We start from the raw sequence: 23,228 nt of genomic DNA on the forward strand, positions 1-23,228 counted from the left end.
TTATTATTGTCACTGAGAACATCATGCAGGCTCGTATCACTCACCTCGACGGTATGCGCGGTTTGGCTATTCTGATGGTTATCGCCTATCACGCCTGGGCGCGCTGGCCAGAACTGCTGCCTTATGTCGCCACCACTCAGCATCTGCCGCTCTTTTCTTTTGGCTGGGCTGGAGTACAGCTCTTTTTTATGATCTCGGGCTTTGTTATTTTTATGACGCTTGACCGATCGGAGAGCTATTCGGGCTTTCTGCAGAAGCGCTGGCTGCGGCTCTTCCCGGCGATGCTTATTGCCAGCCTGCTGCTTTTTCTGGCCGGCGGATTTTTTCCGGAGTGGTCTCTTATGACCCCCTATGTGAAAAATCTGCTGCCGGGTCTGCTGTTTATTAATCCGGAAACGCTGACGCAGCTGACCGGCATTTCGTTTCACTCTATGGCGGGTTCTTTCTGGTCGCTTTATGTTGAAGCCCTGTTTTATCTGATTATCGGCGCTGTCTATTTCACTGCGGGACGTAAATATTGCCTGCCGGCGCTGATTTTACCGATGCTGTTACTTTCCGGTGCGTTAGTCATTAAGTCACTCGGCTATCCGCTGCTGGTGGATATCATCTCCAAACTGGGATTTATTCATTACGCCTGGTTTATGGTGGGCTGTCTGGTCTACGAGCGTCTGCACGGGCGTGACAGGCGCTACCACTATCTGCTGGTAGCCGTTGCGCTGCTGATCAACTTTAGCTATTACGTGAAAAACAGCGGGGCACTCGCGCTGGTGCCGCTGGTAGCGATGCTGCTGTTTTTCATCGCCAGCTTCAGGCTGCAGCGGATCCAGCACTTTCTTTCGCTGCGACTCTTTACCGCTATGGGCTTTGTCAGTTATGCGCTCTATCTGATTCATGAAAACCTGATGATTGCGATGCTGATTAAGCTTAACCGCTATGTCAAAAGTGACACCGTCATGATGATCATGCCGCCGGTAATGGTTATCGTGCTGGCCGGTGTTGCGTATGTCATTACCCGCTACGCGGAGCCGGCGCTGCGCCGGGCGCTGCAGAAAAAACGGCAGCCGGTCGCACCGGCCGCAGGCAGCGGCATAGAGTAGCGGGCGGGAGGCGAAAGCCTCCCGCTGGTTTCAGACATCCAGGCGATGGATAACGTTAACAAATTCGTGAACGCCGCTGTTAATTTCCCGCAGGCTGCGCGACAGCATGCCGATTTTTTCCTGCTCAGCTACGACAAACTCACGCACCTCATCCAGCTGCTGATACATCTCTTTTATCAGCAGGCTGTTTTGCTGCACCACTTCGGTAATTTGCCGGGTCGCGGCAGCGGTGGAAGCAGCCAGACGACGTACTTCAGCGGCAACCACGCTGAAGCCGCGGCCTGCGTCACCGGCACGCGCAGACTCAATGGCGGCGTTCAGCGCCAGAATATTTGTTTGTGACGCGATGAGATTAATCGTGTTAACCACCTCGCCAATATTTCTGGCAGACGCATTAAGCTGAACGCCAATTTCCGTCGCAGCATTAACCCGCTGGGCCACCAGACCTGAATTGCGTACGGTTTCGTCCAGAACGTCGTTGGCGTTGTCGGTGATTTGCGACGTTTCACCTGACGTGGTGAGGGCTATATCTGCCACACGCTTTGCGGCCTCCACGCGCGCGGTGATATCAGAGGCAATTTTAATAACTTTATAGACCCGCCCATCCGCATCCACTACCGGGTTATAGCTCGCCTCTAGCCAGATGCGCTCACCGCTGGCGGTTTTACGCTCAAAACGACCGACAAAATGTTGCCCGCGCGCCATTTTTTGCCAGAAATCGGGCTGAGCGTGATAAAAATCGTCATAGCAGAACAGTCGGTGATGCTGACCAACAATCTCTTCACTGCTATACCCCATATGCTGCAGAAAATTGGCGTTGGCGCTGAGGATCTCGCCCTCAGGTGTAAATTCAATCACCGCCATGGAGCGATCCAGCGCGGTGATAACCGCCTCTTTATGCTCCAGCTCCTGATGGCGCGCGGTGATATCGCTGGCGACTTTGATCACCTTATACACCCGGCCTTTATCATCGCTGACCGGAAAGTAGGTCGCGCTCAGGTAGAAACGCTGCTGCTGACGATCGAAGCGCTCAAAAATGCCGGTGATTGACTCACCCCGCGCCAGCGTTTGCCAGAAACGGCGATAGCCCGCTGTCTGACTGTAAAGCGGTGAACAGAAGAGGCGATGGTGCTGGCCCTGGATCTCCTGCAGCTGATACCCCGTCAGCGTCAGAAACAGCGCGTTAGCATCAACAATTTCACCCTCCGGCGTAAATTCAATCCAGGCAACATGCTGTCTGATAGCATTGATATCACGATGAACGCTGGCGCTGTGGCTGAACGGCAGCGCCAGGCGTGAAGTTTTCACCCCAAACATAGATGACCTCTGTCAGATAGTGTGCAGTTAAGTAGCGCGATCGCCTTACAAAGGGTCGCGTAATTTCATTCAGCGCAGAGCCTGTGCCGCGCCGGATGTTTCCCCCCGATTTCCATGTTGTCCTGAGCGCCGGCAGCCGTTAAGCGTAAACGGGCATCAGTCAGGGGGATTTTTTTGAAGTTCAGATTCCCGGTGCTGGCAATAAATGTGGTGCTGAATATATGTTATCGACGGCGGAAAACAAAAACTGAGTAAATTTTCTAATTAAAACGCAGCGGGGGGATTTTACCGTCAGCGGTCTGAAATCAGCCGGGTGCTGCGCTGTCAGGCAATATGTCGCTGCAGCAGAGTGGATCAGGCTGATTGTTAAAGATGCAAATAAAATATAGGTTACCTCTGCTACAGAGAGCGGATAAGCAGAATGGCAGCTACTGACGGAGAGCTTTGCGATGACGACATCCCTGTGTAAAGAATTAAATCTGCGCTATCCGATTATCCAGGCCCCGATGGCAGGCGTTTCAACTCCGGAACTGGCTGCTGCAGTCAGCAATGCCGGTGCGCTTGGCTCGCTGGGACTGGGCGCCTCCTCTGCGGAAGAGGCTGCACGCCTTATACGGCAGACTCAGGCGCTTACCCGGCAGCCTTTTAACGTCAATCTGTTTTGCCATCCGCCCGCCCTGCGCAACGACGTAGTCGAAAAGGCGTGGATAGCACGTTTCGCCGATCGTTTTGCTGCTCTCGGCGCTCAGGTTCCCGTGAATCTGGAGGAGATCTATCCCACTTTTTGCGGTCATGAAGCGGTGCTGCAGGTCATTGAGGAAACGCGTCCGGCGGTCGTGAGTTTTCATTTTGGTTTGCCACCGGCGGATACTCTGCGACGGCTGAAAGCCTGCCGGATAGTGACCCTGGCAACAGCCACCAGCGTGGCGGAAGCGGAAGCGATCGCGCAGCAGGGAGTGGATATGATTGTGGCGCAGGGCTATGAAGCAGGTGGCCATCGCGGCAGTTTTGCCGTCGATGAGGAGGATCATCAGCTCTCCACGCTGACGCTGGTACAGGCCATCTGTGCGCGGGTTACGCTGCCGGTGATTGCCGCAGGCGGGATCATGAACGGTGCAGCAATCGCAGCAATGCAGGCTCTGGGTGCCAGCGGCGTACAGGCCGGTACCGCTTTTCTTCTCTGCCCTGAATCCGCTACTGCACCCGCCTGGCGTCAGGCGCTCCGGCATGCCGCTGTAACGGGTACTACCATGACTGCGGCAATTTCCGGTCGTGAAGCGCGCGCGCTGCGCAACGCATTCTGCACTATTACACGCGATATCCCCCGCACCGAGATCCCTGCTTATCCGCTGGCTTATTCACTGGGTAAGGCGCTGGCTAAGGCTGCGCTGGCGCAGGGCGAGGCGGGGTTTGGGGCATACTGGGCGGGAGAGGGAGCGGCACTGGTACGCGAACTGCCGGCGGCGGAACTCATCCGGCAGCTGGTCACAGAGTGGCATGCTGCCTCTGGTCAGGGTAGCCCGGCTAATGCGTAGAACGGTCGTCTTTATAACGTGGCAGGAATGCATTATAAACGCGATTGCGTTTCGGACATCTGCTGATTAAATAAAAAAAACGGGTGGGACAGCAAATAAGCGCAGCGATAATTTTACCGCTGCGCTTATTTAGCGCAGGTAAGATATCCGGAGATAAACTATTAACTCATCTGGACTGATATAAATTGAATGGCTTCACCATAAATTTTCTTAACGCCATCAATAGCCTGCGCTTCAGACTCTTGTAACTCCGCCAGAATGGCATATTTTTCAACGGGCACCCCCGCTGCAATAAGGGTAGTCACGGCGCGTCCTATCGCCTGATTAATGTCGTTAATAGGTTGTACATCAACCGGTTTCACCAGGTTTTCTCCACAGATAAAATATGCCAGTCAGCACAAAGCCGCAGGCAGTAATACGTTACAGCAATGATTGCTGGTATATATAATGCCATAGAGAAAATAAATTTTAAATATAGATCTGAGCCATGTTTTATTGCCCGCTAAGGCGTCTTTTTAACTTGGCGGTTCGTTAAAAAAACGTGCTGCTTGCTATCAACGTACAATCGGGCTAGCCTGCTGATCGTTGAAATAATCACGCTAAGTACAGGCATACATTAATGGCAGTTATTCCGAAAAACTACTCGCGGCTGGAGAGCGGCTACCGTGAGAAAGCACTTAAAATTTATCCGTGGGTGTGCGGGCGCTGTGCGCGGGAGTTCGTTTACTCAAACCTGCGCGAGCTGACGGTACACCATATCGATCACGATCATACCAACAATCCGGAAGATGGCAGCAACTGGGAGCTGCTTTGTCTCTACTGCCACGATCATGAACATTCAAAATATACCGAAGCCGATCAGTACGGTACGCGAGTGGTGGCGGGAGAGGATGCGCAGGATGAAGTGGGTGCCGCGACATATAACCCGTTTGCCGATCTGAAATCGCTTATCAGCAAGAAGAAGTAGCAGCGCTGCCACACACATTTACAGGTCAGTAAAATGAGACGGCGGGAAACCTGTGTTATAGTGCGTTTGCGTACTTTTCTAAGTCGCGAATTTCACTGGCGCTTGTGCCAACCCGATACGCCCTGCCGGGTGTCGGGCTCTTTTTAGCCCGGTTACGCGCGCACAAAAAAACCCGCACAAGGCGGGTTTTTTTATCAGCAGCATTTAACTGCTCAGACTACTGTCTTCATCGCTATCGTAAGCGCTGCCGATCGTCAGCGCAGCTTACAGTGCGGTAACGTTAGCAGCAGCTGGACCTTTAGCACCATTCTCGATGGTGAAAGAGACCTTCTGGCCTTCGTCCAGGGTTTTGAAGCTGTCACTCTGGATTGCAGAGAAGTGTACGAACACGTCTTTGCTGCCATCTTCAGGAGTGATAAAGCCGAAACCTTTATCTGCGTTGAACCATTTTACTAAACCAGTCATTTTGTTAGACATAGATACTTCCTTAATTGATGAGCCATAAACTATGGCGATGGTGGCCTGTATCAGAGCGTTACTTATTGGGCACTTAGGAGGAGGCTCATGAAGAAGGGGTATCTGTGGATAACACTTGAACTGAGGACTGCTTTACTAAAACTGCTTCATAAGGTCTGTATTCCAAACCGATGACGCTATTAAGCCACACCTGTTCCGGTTTAGCAACACTTATATTACATCCTCTTTAATGCCTCCGCCAGATAAGCCCTGCACCACGTTTTACCTCCCGGTCATCATCCGGGAGGCGGAAAACCACATAGTGAAAGAGGTATTTTTATACGCCTCAAACGGAATTGTGACAAAGATCACAAATTCATCCTTCAGAAACGCTGATGTAAAATTTACTGAAATTACCCTATTGAATGATAATAATTATCATTTATAATCTCATTCAAATTTTAAGGCCGACTTATACAGGTCTGCCCACGTATGCCAAATGATGGCGTATGTTAATGATATATATAAATTATTATTTTTTAGATTTTTGCAGAAGCAACAGAGCCTATGACACCTGTTGTCTTATTTGTCAGCAGGATTTAAAGATTTTTAGTAACAGGAAAGGATTATGTTTACACGTTCATCTGCGCAATCATTACCAATCGTAACCTCTGAGCCGCAGTCAGGCGCGCCGGAGAGCTGGCTTTTTAACGATCGTCAGCTTGATGCCTGGGCCGGACAGACGCAGGAGGTGCTTAAGCTACTGACCCAGACGGTGCAGGGCGTAGAAAAGCCGTTTAGCGGTATTCTGCCGCACGAGCTGGCAAACGAGTTCCGCAGTGTGGATCTTAATTCTCCACTGGGCAATAACGAAGCTGCACTGGCCGAGCTGTCTCAGCTCTATCTGCGCGATGCGGTCTGGTTTCACCATCCTAAATATGTTGCGCATCTGAATTGCCCGGTCGTCCTGCCGTCGCTAATGGCAGAGCAGGTGATGGCCGCCGTCAACAGTTCTGTCGATACCTGGGATCAGAGTGCCGGCGGTACGCTAATTGAGCAAAAAGTTATCGACTGGACGCTGGAGCGTATCGGCCTGCCCGCCGCTGCGGACGGTATTTTCACCAGTGGTGGTACGCAGTCAAACCTGATGGCAATGCTGCTGGCTCGCGACAGCTGGTGCGAGGCGCATCATCCGGGGCATCTGATCAAATATCGCGGCCTGCCTGAAACCGCCGGTAAGTGGCGCGTATTCACGTCTAAATTGAGTCATTTCAGTATCCAGAAATCGATGGCGATCCTCGGCCTGGGCTACGATGCCGTTGTGCCGGTTGACCATGATGCCGATTACCGTATGGATGCGGGTATGCTGGAGCACGAAATCCAGCGCTGCCGCGAAGAGGGGCTGATCCCGATTGCGGTGGTAGCAACCAGCGGCACCACCGATTTTGGCAGCATCGATCCGCTGGAAAAGATCGCCGCGCTGTGTCAGCGCAATGGATTATGGATGCACGTTGATGCCGCCTATGGCTGTGGTCTGCTGGTTTCAGAACAGCACCGCCAGCGTCTGCGCGGTATTGAACAGGCAGACTCAGTCACCGTTGATTACCACAAATCGTTCTTCCAGACGGTAAGCTGCGGGGCGTTCTTTGTACGTAACAAAGACCATCTGAAACATGTTACGCACCATGCTGACTACCTCAATCCACTGAGCGCGCAGCAGGAAGGGACGCCAAACCTGGTCAACAAAAGTATTCAGACCACGCGTCGCTTTGATGCACTGAAGATGTGGCTGACGCTGCGCGTCATGGGCCCGGCCGCGCTGGGTGAAGCGTTTGACTCGCTGATTGACCTTGCACAGCGTGCGCATCAGCTGCTGCGCGCGCATCCGGCAATCGAGGTGCTGCACGCACCAGAACTCACCACGCAAATCTTCCGCTTTGTGCCGCGCCAGTCGCTCAGCGGCCCGCAGCTCGACGATATCAACGCTGCGATCCGCAAGGCGCTGTTCCGTTCCGGCAATGCAATTGTGGCAGGCACGAAAGTCGACGGCCGGCAGTATCTGAAATTCACCCTGTTAAATCCTGCCACCACCGCGGCAGATCTGGAAGAGGTGATTAACCTGGTTGCGCATTACGGGCGCGAACAGCTGCGCACGACCGCGCTCCACGCGGCAAATCAGTGAGAACTCTGTTATGAATAACACCGTTTACGATTTTATAGGCATCGGTATCGGCCCGTTCAACCTTGGACTGGCCTGTCTCAGCGAACCGGTAGAGGGACTCAACGGCGTATTTCTCGATCAGAATGCGGGTTTTGACTGGCACACCGGCATGATGCTGGAAAGCGCACACCTGCAGACGCCATTTATGGCCGACCTGGTGACGCTGGCTGACCCCACCAGCCCTTACAGCCTGCTGAATTACATGAAAGAGAAAGGAAAACTCTACTCATTCTACATCCGGGAAGATTTTTTCCTGATGCGTAAAGAGTATAACCAGTATTGCCAGTGGGCCTGCGAGCGCCTCAGTAACCTGCGCTGGAACCGTCACGTTGAGTACGTAAGTTATGATGCGGAGCGGGCGGTTTATCGCGTTCAGGCGGTGAATAGTCAGAGCGGCGCGACCGAAGAGTGGCTGACGCGTCATCTGATCCTCGGCACCGGTCCGGTGGCCTGGCTCCCGGAGTGCAGTCAGCCGCATCGTCAGCGTATTACGCACTCCAGCGACTATCTGAAAAACAAAGCAGAGCTGCAGCAGAAGCGGTCTGTCACCGTGCTGGGCAGCGGTCAGAGCGCGGCTGAAATTTACTATGACCTGCTCAGCGATATCGACCGGTTTGATTATCAGCTGAACTGGATCACCCGTGCGCCGCGCTTCTATCCGCTGGAGTACACCAAGCTGACGCTGGAGATGACCTCACCGGAGTGGGTGGACTATTTTCATGCGCTGCCGCCGGCGAAGCGCGACCGGCTGAATGCAGACCACAAGAATCTCTATAAAGGTATCAACAGCAGCCTGATCAACGATATTTATGATCTGATGTACGTCAAACAGCTCGACGGCCCGCTCGACGTCAATCTCTTCACACACTCAGCGCTGACCGATCTGCGCTGGCTGCCGGCAGGGGAGTTTGAACTCTCGCTCTGGCAGCAGGAGCAGGAGTGCGCCTTTACCCGTCGTACCGAAGGGCTGGTGATGGCAACCGGCTATCACTACCGTCCGCCGATGTTTATCGAAGGCATCAGTCAGCGGCTGCGCTGGGACGAGCAGGGGCGCTACGATGTGCAGCGTAATTACAGCATCGATCATCACAATCAAATCTTTGTGCAAAACGCAGAGCTGCATACGCACGGTTTTGTGACGCCGGATCTCGGCATGGCCTGCTATCGCAACTCCGTTATTTTACGCGAAATTACCGGACGCGAAGTTTATCCGGTAGAGCGGCAGATCGCGTTTCAGACTTTCCCGGCACAGACGGAGCGCTGACATGAGCACAGAGATGATTTACCGCGTTCAGCGACCGGCAGGCACCTTTAGCCTGCGCCCGATGCAGGCCGCCGATGCCGCACTGATCCACAGCTGGGTAACGCGCGACTACGCCCGTTTCTGGGGCATGCAGAACGACACCCTGGAGCAGGTCGCCGCTTTTTATCACGGGCTGACCGCAAATAATCCCCACGCCGCCCTGATTGGCTGCTGTGAAGGGCAGCCGGTGTTTCTGATGGAGTGCTACCGCGCCAGCGAGGATGAAATCGGACGGTTCTATCCGGCCGCGCCCGATGATTACGGGATGCATATTCTGATTGCGCCCGCCAGCACACCCATTCCGCAGTTCAGCTGGCAGGTCTTTACCGTTGCCATGGGATACCTGTTCAGTCTGCCGCAGGTCGGACGCGTGGTGGTGGAGCCTGACGTACGCAATGAGAAAATTCACCGGCTGAATAAACGGGCCGGCTTTCGCTATCAGCACACGCTCGATCTCGGGCATAAAACCGCCTGGCTGGCGTTTTGCCAGCGGGAAGATTATCAACAGGCTCTGGAGCAGGATATTTTGACCATGAACACCCCCTCTGCGCTGCTGACAGGATCCCACCTTACGGGCGATAACTGGGCACAGGCAAACCGGATGCTGATCCGCAAAGCGATAAGCGAGTTTGCCCACGAAAAGCTGGTTACGCCCGTTGAAAACGGCGCAGGCTGCTATACGCTGGCCGTACCGGGCGGCGAAGCACATTATCAGTTCCGCGCAGAACGTCTGGCGCTGGACCACTGGAATATTGACGCCGCGTCACTGCTGAAGCAGGAAAATGGCCGGCCGCTGACGCTGGATGCGCTGCAGTTTATCGTGGAGTTTAATCAGCAAATCGGCATTCCGCAGGCGCTGCTGGCAACCTATATGGAAGAGATCAGCAGCACGCTCAGCAGCAGCGTCTATAAGCTGCAGAAGCAGAATCCGGATGCGCAGGCTCTGGTGCACGCTGATTTCCAGACCATTGAGGCGGCAATGACCGAGGGGCACCCCTGTTTTGTCGCCAATAATGGCCGCATTGGTTTTGACGCCCGCGATTATCTCGCTTTTGCGCCAGAGGCCGCCGCACCGGTCCAGCTTATCTGGGTTGCGGTACATCAGCGCAACGCCCATTTTTCCAGTCTGAGTACGCTGAGTTATGAGCAGCTGATGCGTGATGAGCTGGGCGCGGAGACTCTGGCGCGGTTTACAGAGCAGCTGAGCGCGCGCGGGCTGAATGCGGATGAGTATATCCTGATGCCGGTGCATCCGTGGCAGTGGCAAAACAAACTGCTGACAGTATTCGCGGCCGATATTGCTCAGCAGGATATCGTCTGGCTCGGCGAGGGCGACGATCGCTATCAGGCGCAGCAATCGATCCGCACCTTCTTTAACCGCAGTCAGCCCGCGAAGCGCTACGTCAAAACCGCGCTGTCGGTGCTTAACATGGGCTTTATGCGCGGTCTCTCACCCTATTATATGGCGACCACGCCCGCGATTAACGAGTGGCTGGAACAGCTGGTCAGCAGGGATGCGTGGCTGCAGCGCTGTGATTTCCGTATTTTGCGGGAGGTTGCGGCGGTGGGCTATCACAACCGTTACTACGAGCAGGCCATCAGCGGCGATTCCGCCTATAAAAAGATGTTTGCTGCGCTGTGGCGGGATAATCCGGCAGCCCGCCTGCAGCCGGGTCAGCGCCTGATGACGATGGCCGCACTCCTGCATGTTGATCACCACCAGCAGGCGCTGTTACCAGCGCTGATCGCTGACTCAGGCCTGCCGGCAAAAGAGTGGGTGGCGCGCTATCTGAACTGCTATCTCAGCCCGCTGCTGCACTGCTTCTACCAGCACGATTTAGTGTTTATGCCCCACGGCGAAAACCTGATCGTGCTGCTGGAGAATAATGTGCCGGTCAGCGCCTACATGAAAGATATTGGTGAAGAGATTGCCGTCATGGATCCGGACGCGCAGCTGCCGGAAAAAGTGAGCCGACTGGCAGTGGATGTGCCGGACGATCTCAAGTTACTGTCGATTTTTACCGACGTATTCGACTGCATTTTCCGCTTTATCAGCGCCATTCTGCACGACGCCGGTACGCTGTCGCAGGATCAGTTCTGGCAGGCGGTAGCGCAGTGCGTGAAAGAGTATCAGCAGGCGCATCCGCAGCTGGCAGCTAAATTTGCACGCTTTGATATGTTTACCCCGGCGTTTACCCGCTCCTGCCTTAACCGGCTGCAGCTGGCGAATAATCAGCAGATGATTAACCTCACCGACCCGGCGGAAAATCTCAAGTTTGCCGGTACGCTGGATAACCCGATTGCCCGCTGGCGCTGATAAGGCGTTCGCTGGCTGACATCTGTGACGCGGTTGCTCCGGCAACCGCGTTTTTTATCATTCTGAAACGGGTAAGGATCGGTAATGGCCCTATATGAACCGGTGTCGCAGCTCACGCGCCGCCGCATAATTTTTCCGCTCTCGCTGGTACTGTTTGAATTCGCCACCTATATCGCGCATGACATGATCCAGCCCGGCATGCTGCTGGTCACTGAGGAGTTTGGTGCCGGACCTGAGTGGGTTTCCGCTTCGCTAACCGCCTATCTGATCGGCGGTATGATGCTGCAGTGGCTGCTGGGGCCGCTTTCCGATCGCATCGGGCGGCGTCCGGTGCTGCTCAGCGGCGTCGCCTTTTTTATGCTGACCTGCATTGCCACCCACTGGGTGCAGAGCATTGAGCAGTTCGTACTGCTGCGCTTTCTGCAGGGGGTCAGCCTGTGCTTTATCGGCTCTGTAGGCTACGCCGCTATTCAGGAGGCGTTCAGTGAAGCGCTGAGCGTGAAGATCATGGCGCTGATGGCAAACGTCGCGCTGCTGGCTCCGCTGGCCGGGCCGCTGGCCGGGGCCGCTTTTCTGACTATCAGCGACTGGCGCACCCTGTTCTGGCTCTTCGGCGGCGTGACGGCGCTGGCCCTGCTGGGCCTGTGGTGCACTATGCCGGAAACCGCAGGGGATCGTACGCGCTCGATCTCTCCCGGCGCGCTGGGCAGGGGTTACTGGCAGCTGCTGCGCGATCGCCAGGTTATGCGCGGCTCGCTGGCAATCGGCCTGGTGACCATTCCCTGCCTCGCCTGGGTAGCGCTGTCGCCGGTTATTCTGATGCACGATGCCGGCCTGAGCCGTATGGAGTATGCGCTGCTGCAGCTGCCGGTGTTTCTGGCGATGATCGCCGGTAACCTGACGCTGGGGCGCCTCAGCAGCCGGCTGCCGATCCAGCGACCGCTGCAGCTGGGAGCCTGGCCAGTGGTAGCGGGTCTTGCGCTGGCGGCAGTCGCGACCATAGTCGATCGGCACAGCTATCTGTGGCTGACCGCCGGCCTCAGCCTTTACGGTTTTGGCACCGGACTGGTTAATGCCGGACTCTATCGTATGACGCTTTTTTCCAGCCAGGCGGGCAAGGGCAGCGTGGCAGCGATGGTGGGTATGGTAACAATTCTGATTTTTGCACTCGGCATTGAAGCGGCAAAATACGCCTATTTTAGCTTTTACAGTACCGGCTTTAGCCTGATTAATCTGGCCTGCGGATTGCTCTGGCTGGGGCTGATCCGCGCATTTCTGCGTGAAAACCGGCGGCGGCAGCCCGCGCTGCAGCAGGCCTGACGCATTTATCTAAAGCGAGCTGCGGCTCGCTTTTCAGCCATTCCCCCACTTTTTAACCGGTTTCCGGCAGAAAATTTAACTGCAGACACATCTTGAAATGCCACTATCAAAAAGATAATAATTCTCATTAATATTAGCATTACTATTGCCTCTGGCATCCATCGGCTCTCCGGCTGCACCGGAGAGAACTGCGTGTTTTTAAGGGAATTAACCATGCGAGTGCCTTTTACTCTGAAGCGTTCTGTTCTGTTCTGCTCCGTCGCATTATCTGCATCACCGCTGCTGTATGCAGCTGAGACTCTGGTTGTCACCGCGCAGCCGGCTGAAACGGCTACGACTCCCACCACCGGCTATACGGCGAAAACCAGCCAGGGCGCGACTAAAACCGATCGCCCGCTGATCACTACCGGTCAGGCCGTTTCAGTGGTGACGCGTCAGCAGATGGAAGATCAGGGCGCGATGAGCGTAAATCAGGCGCTGAATTATACCGCAGGCGCCTTTACAAACTTCGCCGGTGCGGCGTCGCGTTACGATACGGTATCACTGCGCGGCTTCCACGGTGGCGATGTCGACAATGTCTTCCTGGATGGCCTGCGACTCATGAGCGATCCCGGCAGCTATAACGTGCTGCAGGTTGATCCCTGGTTCCTGGAGCGTATCGATGTGATTAAAGGTCCTTCATCTGCGCTTTATGGTCAGACGGTGCCGGGCGGGCTGGTGATGGAGACGTCAAAACGTCCGCAGTTCCGGCAGGAAGGGCATTTCCGTCTCTCGGCGGGTAACAACAACACCAGCTCAGCCGCCTTTGACTACACCGATGCGCTGAACGATCAGCTGGCGTTCCGCCTGACCGGTATTACGCGCAACAGCGATACCCAGTACGAACACACGCGGGAGGAGAAATATGCGATTTCACCCTCGCTGCTCTGGCAGCCGTCGGAAGATACCTCGCTGCTGCTGCGCGCCTATCTGCAGAAAGATCCGTCAGGCGGCTACCACAGCGCGGTGCCGGGTGAGGGCAGCATCACCGAACACAACGGCTATAAGCTGAGCAATGGCTTCTACGACGGCCAGAGCTCACTCGACCAGTTCAAACGCCGCGAGCAGATCTACAGCGCCGAATTTGCCCACCGCTTTAATGACACCTGGGCGTTCCGCTCTAATGCCAGCTACTCTCACTCAAACGTCGATCTCGATCAGGTGTATCAAATCGGCTGGACAGGGAACAGTTCAGATCTGCTGAACCGCTACTACTCCGGCTCGCGCTCATCGCTGAAAGCGTACGCGATCGATAATCAGCTGGAAGCAGATTTCGCCACCGGCGCAGTAGACCATAAAGTGGTGCTGGGCGCGGAATATCACCAGTATAAAAATGACCTGCATGACGCAAGCGGCTACGCCAGCCAGCTGAATGCGCGGACCGGGGCTTCAGTGGGCGCCAACGACGTGTTTAATTTCACCCGCTCGCAGCGCTACTACTATCAGACCGGCGTCTACCTGCAGGATGAGATGGTCTGGGATAAGTGGCATCTTGATCTGTCGGGCCGCTATGATCGTATTGTGTCGCAGACCGAAAATTACGATCGGGCAACCAAAAACCGGCGTCAGGATGACCACGTGGGCGGGCGTGCCGCGCTGCTTTATGCGTTTGACAACGGTGTCTCACCTTATGTGAGTTACAGCCAGGCTATTACGCCGCAGTCGCTCTCGGGCCAGAACGGCAACCTGCTGAAACCCACTACCGCAGAGCAGTATGAAGCGGGCGTGAAATATCAGCCGCCGGGGACCTCCGATCTCTACACCGCAGCGGTGTACGATCTTACGCAGAAAGATGTCGGCAACCGTATTGTGCAGGGTTCTTATTTTGTGCCTGCCGGTAAAGTGCATTCACAGGGGCTGGAGCTGGAGGCGCATACCCAGCTGACGCCGCGTCTCAGCACCATCGCTAACTACACCCTCAGTCACGTACGGTATAAAGATTCGGTGGATGGCAACGATGGCCACACGCCATATGTCACCCCCAACTCTATGGCTTCGCTCTGGAGTAAATATCAGTTTGACTATGGTCTGAGCGTGGGTGCCGGCGTGCGTTACATCGGCAAACAGTGGGCTGATAATGAAAATACCCGGCGCCTGCCTTCTGCCACTCTGTTTGACGCGTCGGTCCGCGCCGATCTCGGTGCCTGGAACAGCCAGCTGAAAGGGGCTTATGTACAGGTTAATGCCAATAACCTCACCGACCGGGAATATGTCGCCGCCTGCTACGGCACGGGCTACTGCTACTGGGGCGCTGAGCGCTCAATTGTTGCGACCGTGGGTTACGATTTCTGATCGGATAATAGGTGGCCGGCGTACAGCCTGACGCCGGCAAACATACAGCCCGTAAGCTGGTTTATCCGCTTACGGGCTTTTTTCTGGTCGGCGCAGGTTAAAAGCTTTCCCAGCTGGCGTCCGCTGTGGCCACAGGCCGGGGTTTAGCCGGCGACGGCGTCAGCACGGGCTTCGGAGCAACCCGGGCGGCATTTTCCTGTTCCGCGGAAAGACGGAAGATGGCCACGGTTTTCTCCAGTTCAATCGCCTGCGACTCCAGCGAGCTTGCTGCGGCAGAAGACTCCTCAACGAGAGCCGCATTCTGCTGGGTGGTGGTATCCATCTCCGACATCGCCTGCGCAATCTGCGAAATGCCCCGGTTCTGTTCATCAGAGGCGGCGGCAATCTCACCCATAATGTCGCGCACCTGCGTCACCGACTGCACAATATCATTCATTGTCGTACCGGCACGATCCACCAGCGCTGAGCCGTCGCTGACGCGATCCAGTGACTCACGGATCAGCGTCTCAATCTCTTTTGCCGCCACGGAGCTGCGCTGCGCCAGGTTTCTGACCTCGCCCGCTACCACGGCAAAACCGCGTCCCTGTTCTCCGGCCCGAGCCGCTTCAACCGCTGCGTTCAGCGCCAGGATATTGGTCTGGAACGAGATACTGTTGATGACATTGATGATTTCACCAATTTTACCGGAGCTCTGACTGATACCGCTCATGGTAGCGATCACGTCGCGAACAATCTCGCCGCCGCGGCCAGCATTGCCGGAGGCGTCGGCCGCCAGCTGGCTGGCGTGATGCGCATTCTCAGCGTTCTGCTTCACCGTAGAGGTCAGCTGTTCCATACTCGCGGCGGTCTGCACCACGGCAGCACTCTGCTGCTCGGTGCGGGAAGAGAGATCGGTATTGCCGGCGGCAATCTCTGCGGAGGCGCGCGCCACGCTGCTGACGCCGCTGCGCACGTTAGCGATAATCGTCTGCAGGCTATGGTTCATGCTGTCAACCGCCTGCATCAGCTCTCCCAGCTCATCGCCACGGGTGGTTTTCAGCGACGTGGTCAGATCGCCTGCGGCAATGCGCTGCGCCGCGCTGAGCGTTTCACGCAGCGGGTGCGTAATGCTGCGCGTAATGCGCCAGGCAATCAGCAGGCTCAGCACCACGCAGATCGCGGCAGCGATAGCGATGCGCCACTCAGCGCCTTTGATAAACGAGGCAGAAAGCTGCGACTGATAGCTGAACATATCTGCCACGCCCGCATTCAGCCGCTCAGCCGCGCCCGTCAGGATGATGGATTCACTTTTCTCGCTGTTAAAAGCGTTCAGGTAGGGCGCCAGGGCGGGGCGCTGCTGATTGACCGCGGCCAGCACGGCCTGCGTTGCGGTAGTGATATCCCCCTGATTAAAACTGTCGAGCAGTTCGGTCAGGGTGGTGATGGTGATAAATTTATCCGCTATGGCGTCTCTGCTGGTTTCGCCGGGATTTTTCAGGAAGTTCTCTTCAATATTAGCGGTATCGTAGAGGGTCGCCGTAAGCTGCATAACCGGCGGCGCGGTCTCTGGCGTCAGGCCGCGATTCAGCGACTCCAGCTGATGTGCCAGCTTAATCAGCGCGGCAGGCGTAATTACACTGAAGGCCGTGGTGGTTTCTTTAGCGGCGGCAATAAATTTTTCGCGCTGATCCTGATAGCTGTGCATCAGTTCACCCAACTGGTTCACTTTCTGCAGCCCCTCTGCGTTCCAGCTAAAGCTTTCCAGACGCTGATAAAGCGCGGTAAATTCTTTCAGCGCCTCAACGTTCCGCACGGCAAACTGCTCATCTTTCGTGTACTGATACAGAGTGCGATTCAGCCGTGCTTTACTGAGCGTATTCACCATCTCAACCGTCACGGTGCGCCGGGCTGAGTTATCTTTAATGCTGCGAAAACAATCAAATGCGATAACAGTGATTGCCAGTGAGGCGGCTATCACAATAATAAAACCGGCTCCCAGTTTCTTTCCGATTTTAATATTTGAGAGGGAGTGAGCAAGGCCCATAAAATTCACCTTTAGTGAGATAATGAAATGCAGGTCAGAGGGAGGCGGTACGCGTGCTCTGCCGTCAATTTACTATCGTCACGGCTCACAGAAGCTTGATATCTATTTTTAACGTTCGTCTTTTTATAAATAAATAAATAAATGATGATCCAGAACAATATGGCGTCGGGGAAAACAGGATCGCGCTAAATAAGCGGATCCCCGCCACCGGATACGGCAGCGCCTGGTATCAGGCGGCGCTGCCTGAAAAGTGTCGGGTCAGAACGGCCCCCAGTTGATAGCGACCCCTGTCAGCAGCATCACCACACAGATCACAAACCAGATTGCGATGACCGGGGCAACAAAGCGCAGCCACTGACCGAATGAAACGCCTGCCGTGGCGAGCACCGCCATCAGCACGCCGGACGTCGGGCTCATACAGTTGACGATCCCTTCACCCAGCAGTACCGACTGCACCATCACCTGGCGCGTCAGGCCAAGGTTATCGCCCAGCGGTGAGAAAATAGGGATCAGAAGCGCCGATTCTCCCGAGCCGGATGAGATACCAAAGTGGATCAGTGCGGCGCTGATAAACATGCCAATCGTTGCCAGCCAGGCGGGCACCGGCTCCAGCAGATCGGAAAGAAATCCGACGATCGGGTCGAGGACATTGCCCTGCTGCAGCACCAGTGAAATGGCAGCGGCCATCCCCACGATAAACGCCCCTTTGACCAGCGTGGCGCAGCCTGCCAGGAAGGTGTTGGCAATGTCCGATCCTGAGAGACGGCCCATCAGTCCGACGATAATAGTCAGCAGAATAAACATCGCTGACATCTCACGGGTGCCCCAATGATAGCGCACCGTACCGGCAATAAAGAGCAGCAGCGCCAGCGCCGTGGTCGCCAGAATCAGCTTATGTCGTCCGGTTACCGGAGCAATACTCTCCGCAGCGGCAGACATAGCGGGCCGGCACTCACCGTTTTTACGCGCACGGCGCACGGCGTGGATCAGATAAAGCGCGGCGCTGACCACAAACAGCAGGCAGGTCAGGGCGCGCAGCAGCATGCCGGAGAACAGCGGCAGCTGCGCCAGATGCTGCGTCAGCCCGGTGGTGGCCGGATTCAGGATCGCGACATTATATCCGGCGGCGCAGGTCAGATAGACCAGCGAGGCCCCAAGCATAGGGGAGAGTCCGAGTGAGCGCCCCACCAGCAGTCCGATCGGCACAAAGGCGACCACCGCATTGACGACCACGCCGGTGGTGCCGAGCAGCGAGAAAATCACGGCGAAAATAATGATGATGCGCGTATCACTCAGCGTGCTGCTGCGCGACAGCGCCTGCAGAGCCGTCGCTATCGCCCCGGTTTTCTCGATTACCGCCAGTACGCCTCCGGTAAACAGGATCAGAAAGATAATGGGGGCCTGTTTAACCATGCCCGCAGCGATCGCCATAAAGATCTCCAGCGGCAGCACACCGCTCTGCGGCACCGCATGCAGACTCTCTTTGACGGCAAACTTAATGCCGTCGCGCGTCTCATAATCGTAGACGCCCGCCGGTATAATCCAGGTCGCCACGGCGGCCAGCGCCAGAATAATAAACAGCAGCAGGTAGGGGCTGAGGCCCTCCCGCTGGCGCACAGCCCTGTCCGGTTTTTCCAGCGATATCTGTGTCATGGCGTCTCTCCGCTCAGCAGGCCAGCCAGCAGCGCCGTACGCTGCACCACCTCCGCAACAATAATATGCTCATGCCGCGCGTGAATACCGGCACCGGTGGCGCCCAGCCCATCCAGCGTGGGCAGCCCGAGTGCGGCGGTAAAGTTGCCGTCGCTGCCGCCGCCCACGGAGGCGCCTTCCAGCGTCAGGCCCAGCTGACGACCGATGTGCGCCGCGCGGGCAAACAGTGCGCGTGATGCCGCGCTCTGGCGCATGGGCGGGCGCCCCTGTTCACCGCTGATATGCAGGGTCACGCGCGGGTCATGCGGCTGGAGCTGCATAATTGCCGCGTGCAGGCGGGCCGCCTCCTCTTCAGAGGTGACGCGCGTATCCACTTCCAGACGCGCGCGATCCGCCACCACGTTCGCCCGGCTGCCGCCGCTGGCAACGCCGACGTTGACCGTAGTGCCACGTTCGGGCGCGTTGAGCGCGTGCAGCGCCAGAATCTGCTGCGCCATCTCCAGCACCGCGCTGGCACCTTCTTCCGGATTGTTGCCGGCGTGCGCCGCCAGGCCGGTCAGCGTAAGGTCATAGCGGCCGGTGCCTTTGCGGGCGACCTTCAGCGCGCCGCTGCCCGCTACCGCTGGCTCGACAACCAAGACCTGGGCGGAGCCCCGGGCGTGGGTTTCAATCCACTGCTGCGAACCGGGGCTGCCCAGCTCCTCATCACTGTTGCAGAGAAACACCACATTTTGCCAGCCTGGCAGATCAAGCTGCTGCAGTGCGCGTACTGCCCAGATCGCCTGCACCAGGCCCGCTTTCATATCGAGAATGCCGGGGCCGTACAGGCGTCCCTCTTCTTCACGCAGCGTAAGCTCGCCTTTATTCCAGACGGTATCGAAATGGCCAATAATGGTGCTCTGCGGCGTTTGTCCGCCCAGCGAAAATTTCAGGTTATTACCATAGTGCTGCTGCGGTGTTATTTCCGCACGCACGTTAAGACGCTGCTGAAATAGCTGCTGCAGCACTTCACCGCAGGCGTCAACGGCAGATTTGTCATCAGAGGGAGATTCAGCCGCCACCAGCGTTTTTATGTCCGCCAGAATATCTGCGGCATGCTGTTCCAGATAAAGAGTAATCGCTTTCATTTTATAGTTTTCCTGTCTGTCGGGTTTGCACAGGCAGTATGCGCAGAAAAAACACGGTAGAAAAATAAGCTGCGCTGGCTATTATTGTTGCTCTCAGATCAACAGATAAGCGGAAAGTATGACATTATCCAGCTATCCCGAAAAATCGATAAGCTACCTGTATGAGGTCGGAATGCACGGCGGGATCCGCCGCGCTGCAGATGCGCTGGGCGTCAATGCTTCCGCCATCAGCCGCCAGCTGGCGCAGCTGGAGCGCGCGCTGCAGCTGCCGCTGCTGGAACGACGCGGCAGAAATGTGGTCCTGACCGATGCGGGTAAACTGCTGGCAGAGGATTATGCGCTGACCAGTCAGCGCCGCCGTCAGCTGGAGCGGCAGCTGCAGGATATGCGCCATATGCGCGGCGGCAGCGTTACGCTGCGCGTGGGCCAGGGGATGGCAGACGAAGTGATCCGTCACGTTATTGCCGAGTTCTCTCAGGCTTACCCGGCGGTTTTTGTGAATATTCAGTCGGGAGATATGCAGACCACGCTGACGCTGCTGGCAAAAGGTGAGGTGGATATGGCGGTGAGTTTTGGCCCCTCCGGCCCGCCCGGACTCCGCTGTAACAGCTTCAGGCGCGGTCCGATCTGTGCGGTCGTGCCCCCCTCACATCCGCTGGCCGCGCTGGATAAAGTTACGCTGTCACAGCTGGCTGAGCACCGGCTCATCGGCATGGATGAGCAGTTTGGTCTCCAGCGCTATCTGAATGCCATGTTCAGGAGTGAAGGACTCATCTTTACGCCCGCCTGTAGCTGTAACCTGTTTACCAGCGCCGTTTCTCTGGCGCTGGCCGGGCAGAGCGTGGCGTTTATGACGCCGCAGACGCTGAGAAGCATTCACGATTGCGATCGGCTGGTCGCGATACCGCTCGATCACCGCATTGCGCGCGAGAGTCAGTGTCAGCTGCTGCACAGCGCCGATCACCGTATGACGCCCGCTGCGCACTATCTCTGGCGACTGCTCAACAGCTATTTTGCGCGCTCCGCTAACGGATTACCGGCATAAAAAAAGCCGGACAGTGTCCGGCTCGGGATTCAGGGGTGGTCGCGATTAGAGCGCCATATCCTGTTTAGCAGATTCTTCGCGCGGCTTAGCCTGCATCGGCGCGGCCTGCTGCTCGCTCATATTGATGACCGGTGGTTTGGTCAGCTGCAGTACAGACGCGGTGTTATCCCACACCTGCTGCGTCAGCGCGGTATTGCCATTCAGTTTCTGGCCAAAGCTCGGCACGATAGTACGGATTTTTTCCTGCCACTCCGGTGAAGCAAACTGCTGCGGGAACAGCGATTTCATTACGTTCAGAGTGATAGGCGCAGCGGTTGAAGCACCCGGTGACGCGCCCAGCAGGGCCGCCACGGTTTTCTGCTGATCGGTGACAATTTCTGTACCGAGTTTCAGCACGCCGCCTTTGTCCGCATCTTTCTTGATGATCTGTACGCGCTGACCCGCCTGGATCAGTTTCCAGTCCTCTTTACGCGCGTTCGGATAGTACTCTTTCAGCGCGGCAAAGCGGTCGTCATCGTTCAGCATCACCTGACCAATCAGATATTTCACCAGGTCAAAGTTATCGATACCCACGTGGGTCATCGGCATAACGTTGCTGGTGGTGGTCGCGCTCAGCAGATCGAACAGCGAACCATTTTTCAGGTATTTGGTTGAGAAGGTGGCGAACGGCCCGAACAGCACCACTTTTTTACCGTCGAGGTTACGCGCATCGATATGCGGAACCGACATCGGCGGTGCACCTACGGAAGCCTGACCATACACTTTCTGCAGGTGACGGCTGGTGATCTCCGGGTTTTCGGTCATCAGGAATGAGCCGCCTACCGGGAAACCGCCGTAATTATCCGCTTCCGGAATGCCGGTTTTCTGCAGCAGCTTGATGGCCGCGCCGCCGGCACCGATAAAGACATACTTCGCATCAACGCTGCGATCTTTACCGCTCTTCACATCTTTAATCGTGACGTGCCAGGAGTTATCGCCGTTACGTTTGAAATCGGTCACTTCAGACGACGTTTCCAGCGTGAAGTTCTGATCTTTTTTCAGGCTGCCGATCAGCTGACGGGTAATTTCACCGTAGTTGACGTCAGTACCGACCGGTGTCCAGGTCGCAGCAACTTTCTGTGCCGGATCGCGGCCTTCCATCACCAGCGGTGCCCACTGCTCAATCTGCTTGTGATCGGTTGAGAACTTCATGCCCTGGAACAGGGTGGTTTTCTGCAGCGCGGCGTAACGTTTAGTCAGATACTCAACGTTCTTATCACCCCAGACAAAGCTCATGTGCGGCGTAGAGTTGATGAACGAACGCGGATCGTGCAGCACACCGCGCTCAACCTGGCTGGTCAGGAACTGGCGGGTGATCATGAATGATTCGTTGATCTCCAGCGCTTTGCTAACGTCGATTGAACCGTCTGCACGCTCTGGCGTGTAGTTCAGCTCCATGTTAGCAGAGTGACCGGTACCGGCATTGTTCCAGCCATTGGACGACTCCATCGCCACGCCGTCGAGACGCTCAACCATCAGCTGTTTCCAGCCCGGTTGCAGCTCCTGCAGCCAGGTGCCCAGAGAGGCACTCATGATCCCGCCGCCAATCAGCAGCACGTCGGTTTTTTCTGGTGCGTTCTCAGCGTGAACCGCTGAAGAAACAAGCAGTGCGGTCAGCGAAAGCGCACACACAATTTTTTTGGTCTGATTCATGCCAGTCCTGTTCTTTATTCAATGCAGATGAACGTTAAAAATTCGGATGGCAAATTAAAATATTGTTACGGAAAGATTAACCTGTTTTTAGTTATTTAACTATTTACGCGGATTAATTAAGTTACATAATTATATTCAGGTTAAATAAGCAGCAAATAAGGCGGGAGAGGCGATGTCAATATCAGCAGGATAACCGCTTCTGTTGCGCGGTTATTCTTTATAACCACAGGCTGAACTTAAAGCAAATAAAAGTGCGGATAATTGCGCCCGCCGGTTATTCAGCAGGCGCAGAGCGTTAGCCGTTTAGCGCAATCTCATCACCGGTGTGATAGAGCGTCGCTTTCGCCGCCAGCACCGGGTGCCCGTCATGCGCCGGCTCATGCGACTCCACATCACTGATATGATATCCCGCCGCCCCGGCGGCCAGCGTCTTTTTAACCACCGCATCGGTCAGATCTTCCATTGAGGTTGCCCAGCTCACGCTGGTTACGCTGGTGGGGCGCAGCGAAGCGATCTGCTGTGGCGTCAGATCGGCACGCACCAGCACCGGCTGAATATCCTGCGGGGTAAAAATAGAGATAACATCATTGATTAACGCTTTCATAGGCCTGCTCCTGAGAGAATTGCACGATATGGGTTCGTTATGCATTTTTCTGCCCGGCTTAAAAAGCGCGGGCGACAGAGTGACTAAACACTCTGCCGCGCCGTCTGGTTTAGCTTTAATTGCTAATAAGTTGTTAAGAAAAATTCTGCCACAACTTTGTCACTCTTACAGCAACCTGGTTGCATCTGCTTACAGGTTTATGCTGTGTTTTGGTGCACTT

At 55.8% G+C, this 23,228-nt stretch carries 17 protein-coding genes; 9 read left to right on the forward strand and 8 right to left on the reverse strand.

Features of this window, described 5'->3' with window-relative positions:
* The first annotated feature begins 23 nt into the window (after positions 1 to 23).
* Positions 24 to 1,097, forward strand: a complete 1,074-nt coding sequence (locus tag B4056_RS09320; RefSeq protein ID WP_288654484.1) for an acyltransferase family protein — start codon at positions 24 to 26, stop codon at positions 1,095 to 1,097.
* Positions 1,098 to 1,127: 30 nt separating this feature from the next.
* On the opposite strand, the gene B4056_RS09325 is transcribed toward B4056_RS09320, so the two are convergent.
* Positions 1,128 to 2,414 (reverse strand): methyl-accepting chemotaxis protein, encoded by a 1,287-nt coding sequence (locus B4056_RS09325; RefSeq protein WP_094111615.1) that lies wholly within the window; start codon positions 2,412 to 2,414, stop codon positions 1,128 to 1,130.
* A gap of 431 nt (positions 2,415 to 2,845) precedes the next feature.
* On the opposite strand from B4056_RS09325, the gene B4056_RS09330 reads away from it, so the two are divergent.
* Positions 2,846 to 3,949 carry an NAD(P)H-dependent flavin oxidoreductase gene (locus B4056_RS09330; protein WP_288654555.1) on the forward strand — a complete coding sequence of 368 codons (1,104 nt, stop codon included), beginning with the start codon at positions 2,846 to 2,848 and terminating at the stop codon, positions 3,947 to 3,949.
* A 161-nt stretch (positions 3,950 to 4,110) separates the two neighbouring features.
* Here the strand turns inward: B4056_RS09330 and B4056_RS09335 are convergent, their stop codons facing one another.
* Positions 4,111 to 4,311: a hypothetical protein gene (locus B4056_RS09335; RefSeq protein WP_094111613.1), complete on the reverse strand. Its 201-nt coding sequence runs from the start codon at positions 4,309 to 4,311 to the stop codon at positions 4,111 to 4,113.
* A 257-nt stretch (positions 4,312 to 4,568) separates the two neighbouring features.
* On the opposite strand from B4056_RS09335, the gene yajD reads away from it, so the two are divergent.
* Positions 4,569 to 4,916 (forward strand): HNH nuclease YajD, encoded by a 348-nt coding sequence (yajD, locus tag B4056_RS09340; protein WP_065647414.1) that lies wholly within the window; start codon positions 4,569 to 4,571, stop codon positions 4,914 to 4,916.
* A 264-nt stretch (positions 4,917 to 5,180) separates the two neighbouring features.
* On the opposite strand, the gene cspE is transcribed toward yajD, so the two are convergent.
* Complete coding sequence (cspE, locus tag B4056_RS09345; protein WP_071668354.1) at positions 5,181 to 5,393, reverse strand: transcription antiterminator/RNA stability regulator CspE; 213 nt, start codon at positions 5,391 to 5,393, stop codon at positions 5,181 to 5,183.
* A 607-nt stretch (positions 5,394 to 6,000) separates the two neighbouring features.
* On the opposite strand from cspE, the gene B4056_RS09350 reads away from it, so the two are divergent.
* From B4056_RS09350 to B4056_RS09370, 5 genes are all read left to right on the forward strand, one after another.
* The gene (locus B4056_RS09350; protein WP_094111612.1) at positions 6,001 to 7,554 is read left to right on the forward strand and encodes a pyridoxal phosphate-dependent decarboxylase family protein; all 1,554 of its coding nucleotides are present in this window, start codon (positions 6,001 to 6,003) and stop codon (positions 7,552 to 7,554) included.
* A 10-nt stretch (positions 7,555 to 7,564) separates the two neighbouring features.
* Entirely contained in the window at positions 7,565 to 8,857 is a 1,293-nt protein-coding gene (locus tag B4056_RS09355) for a lysine N(6)-hydroxylase/L-ornithine N(5)-oxygenase family protein (RefSeq protein WP_104085642.1), read from the forward strand.
* A 1-nt stretch (position 8,858) separates the two neighbouring features.
* Positions 8,859 to 11,213: a GNAT family N-acetyltransferase gene (locus B4056_RS09360; protein ID WP_094111610.1), complete on the forward strand. Its 2,355-nt coding sequence runs from the start codon at positions 8,859 to 8,861 to the stop codon at positions 11,211 to 11,213.
* Positions 11,214 to 11,297: 84 nt separating this feature from the next.
* Entirely contained in the window at positions 11,298 to 12,533 is a 1,236-nt protein-coding gene (locus B4056_RS09365; protein ID WP_288654490.1) for an MFS transporter, read from the forward strand.
* Between the two features lie 213 nt (positions 12,534 to 12,746).
* The gene (locus tag B4056_RS09370; protein ID WP_150034828.1) at positions 12,747 to 14,864 is read left to right on the forward strand and encodes a TonB-dependent siderophore receptor; all 2,118 of its coding nucleotides are present in this window, start codon (positions 12,747 to 12,749) and stop codon (positions 14,862 to 14,864) included.
* A 97-nt stretch (positions 14,865 to 14,961) separates the two neighbouring features.
* On the opposite strand, the gene B4056_RS09375 is transcribed toward B4056_RS09370, so the two are convergent.
* The 3 genes from B4056_RS09375 to B4056_RS09385 all read right to left on the reverse strand — a co-directional run bounded on the left by B4056_RS09375 (position 14,962) and on the right by B4056_RS09385 (position 19,667).
* A complete protein-coding gene (locus B4056_RS09375) occupies positions 14,962 to 16,887 on the reverse strand; it encodes a methyl-accepting chemotaxis protein (RefSeq protein WP_288654492.1) in 1,926 nt (641 codons plus the stop codon).
* 258 nt (positions 16,888 to 17,145) lie between these two features.
* Entirely contained in the window at positions 17,146 to 18,540 is a 1,395-nt protein-coding gene (locus tag B4056_RS09380; RefSeq protein WP_040113509.1) for a YfcC family protein, read from the reverse strand.
* Positions 18,537 to 19,667, reverse strand: coding sequence for a M20 family metallopeptidase (locus B4056_RS09385; RefSeq protein WP_094111605.1), 1,131 nt, complete (start codon positions 19,665 to 19,667; stop codon positions 18,537 to 18,539). The genes B4056_RS09380 and B4056_RS09385 overlap by 4 nt, the downstream gene beginning before the upstream one ends.
* Positions 19,668 to 19,785: 118 nt before the next feature.
* Here B4056_RS09385 and B4056_RS09390 point away from each other — a divergent pair, with 118 nt between their 5' ends.
* The gene (locus B4056_RS09390) at positions 19,786 to 20,712 is read left to right on the forward strand and encodes a LysR family transcriptional regulator (protein ID WP_288654493.1); all 927 of its coding nucleotides are present in this window, start codon (positions 19,786 to 19,788) and stop codon (positions 20,710 to 20,712) included.
* A 45-nt stretch (positions 20,713 to 20,757) separates the two neighbouring features.
* Here the strand turns inward: B4056_RS09390 and mqo are convergent, their stop codons facing one another.
* Entirely contained in the window at positions 20,758 to 22,404 is a 1,647-nt protein-coding gene (gene mqo / locus B4056_RS09395) for a malate dehydrogenase (quinone) (RefSeq protein ID WP_288654495.1), read from the reverse strand.
* A 295-nt stretch (positions 22,405 to 22,699) separates the two neighbouring features.
* Positions 22,700 to 23,008, reverse strand: a complete 309-nt coding sequence (locus tag B4056_RS09400) for a DUF1471 domain-containing protein (protein ID WP_040113505.1) — start codon at positions 23,006 to 23,008, stop codon at positions 22,700 to 22,702.
* Positions 23,009 to 23,228 lie beyond the last annotated feature (220 nt).

Origin of the sequence: Pantoea sp. UBA7232 (assembly GCF_002473195.1) — a bacterium.
In the GTDB taxonomy this organism is placed as follows: Bacteria; Pseudomonadota; Gammaproteobacteria; order Enterobacterales; family Enterobacteriaceae; genus Pantoea; species Pantoea eucrina.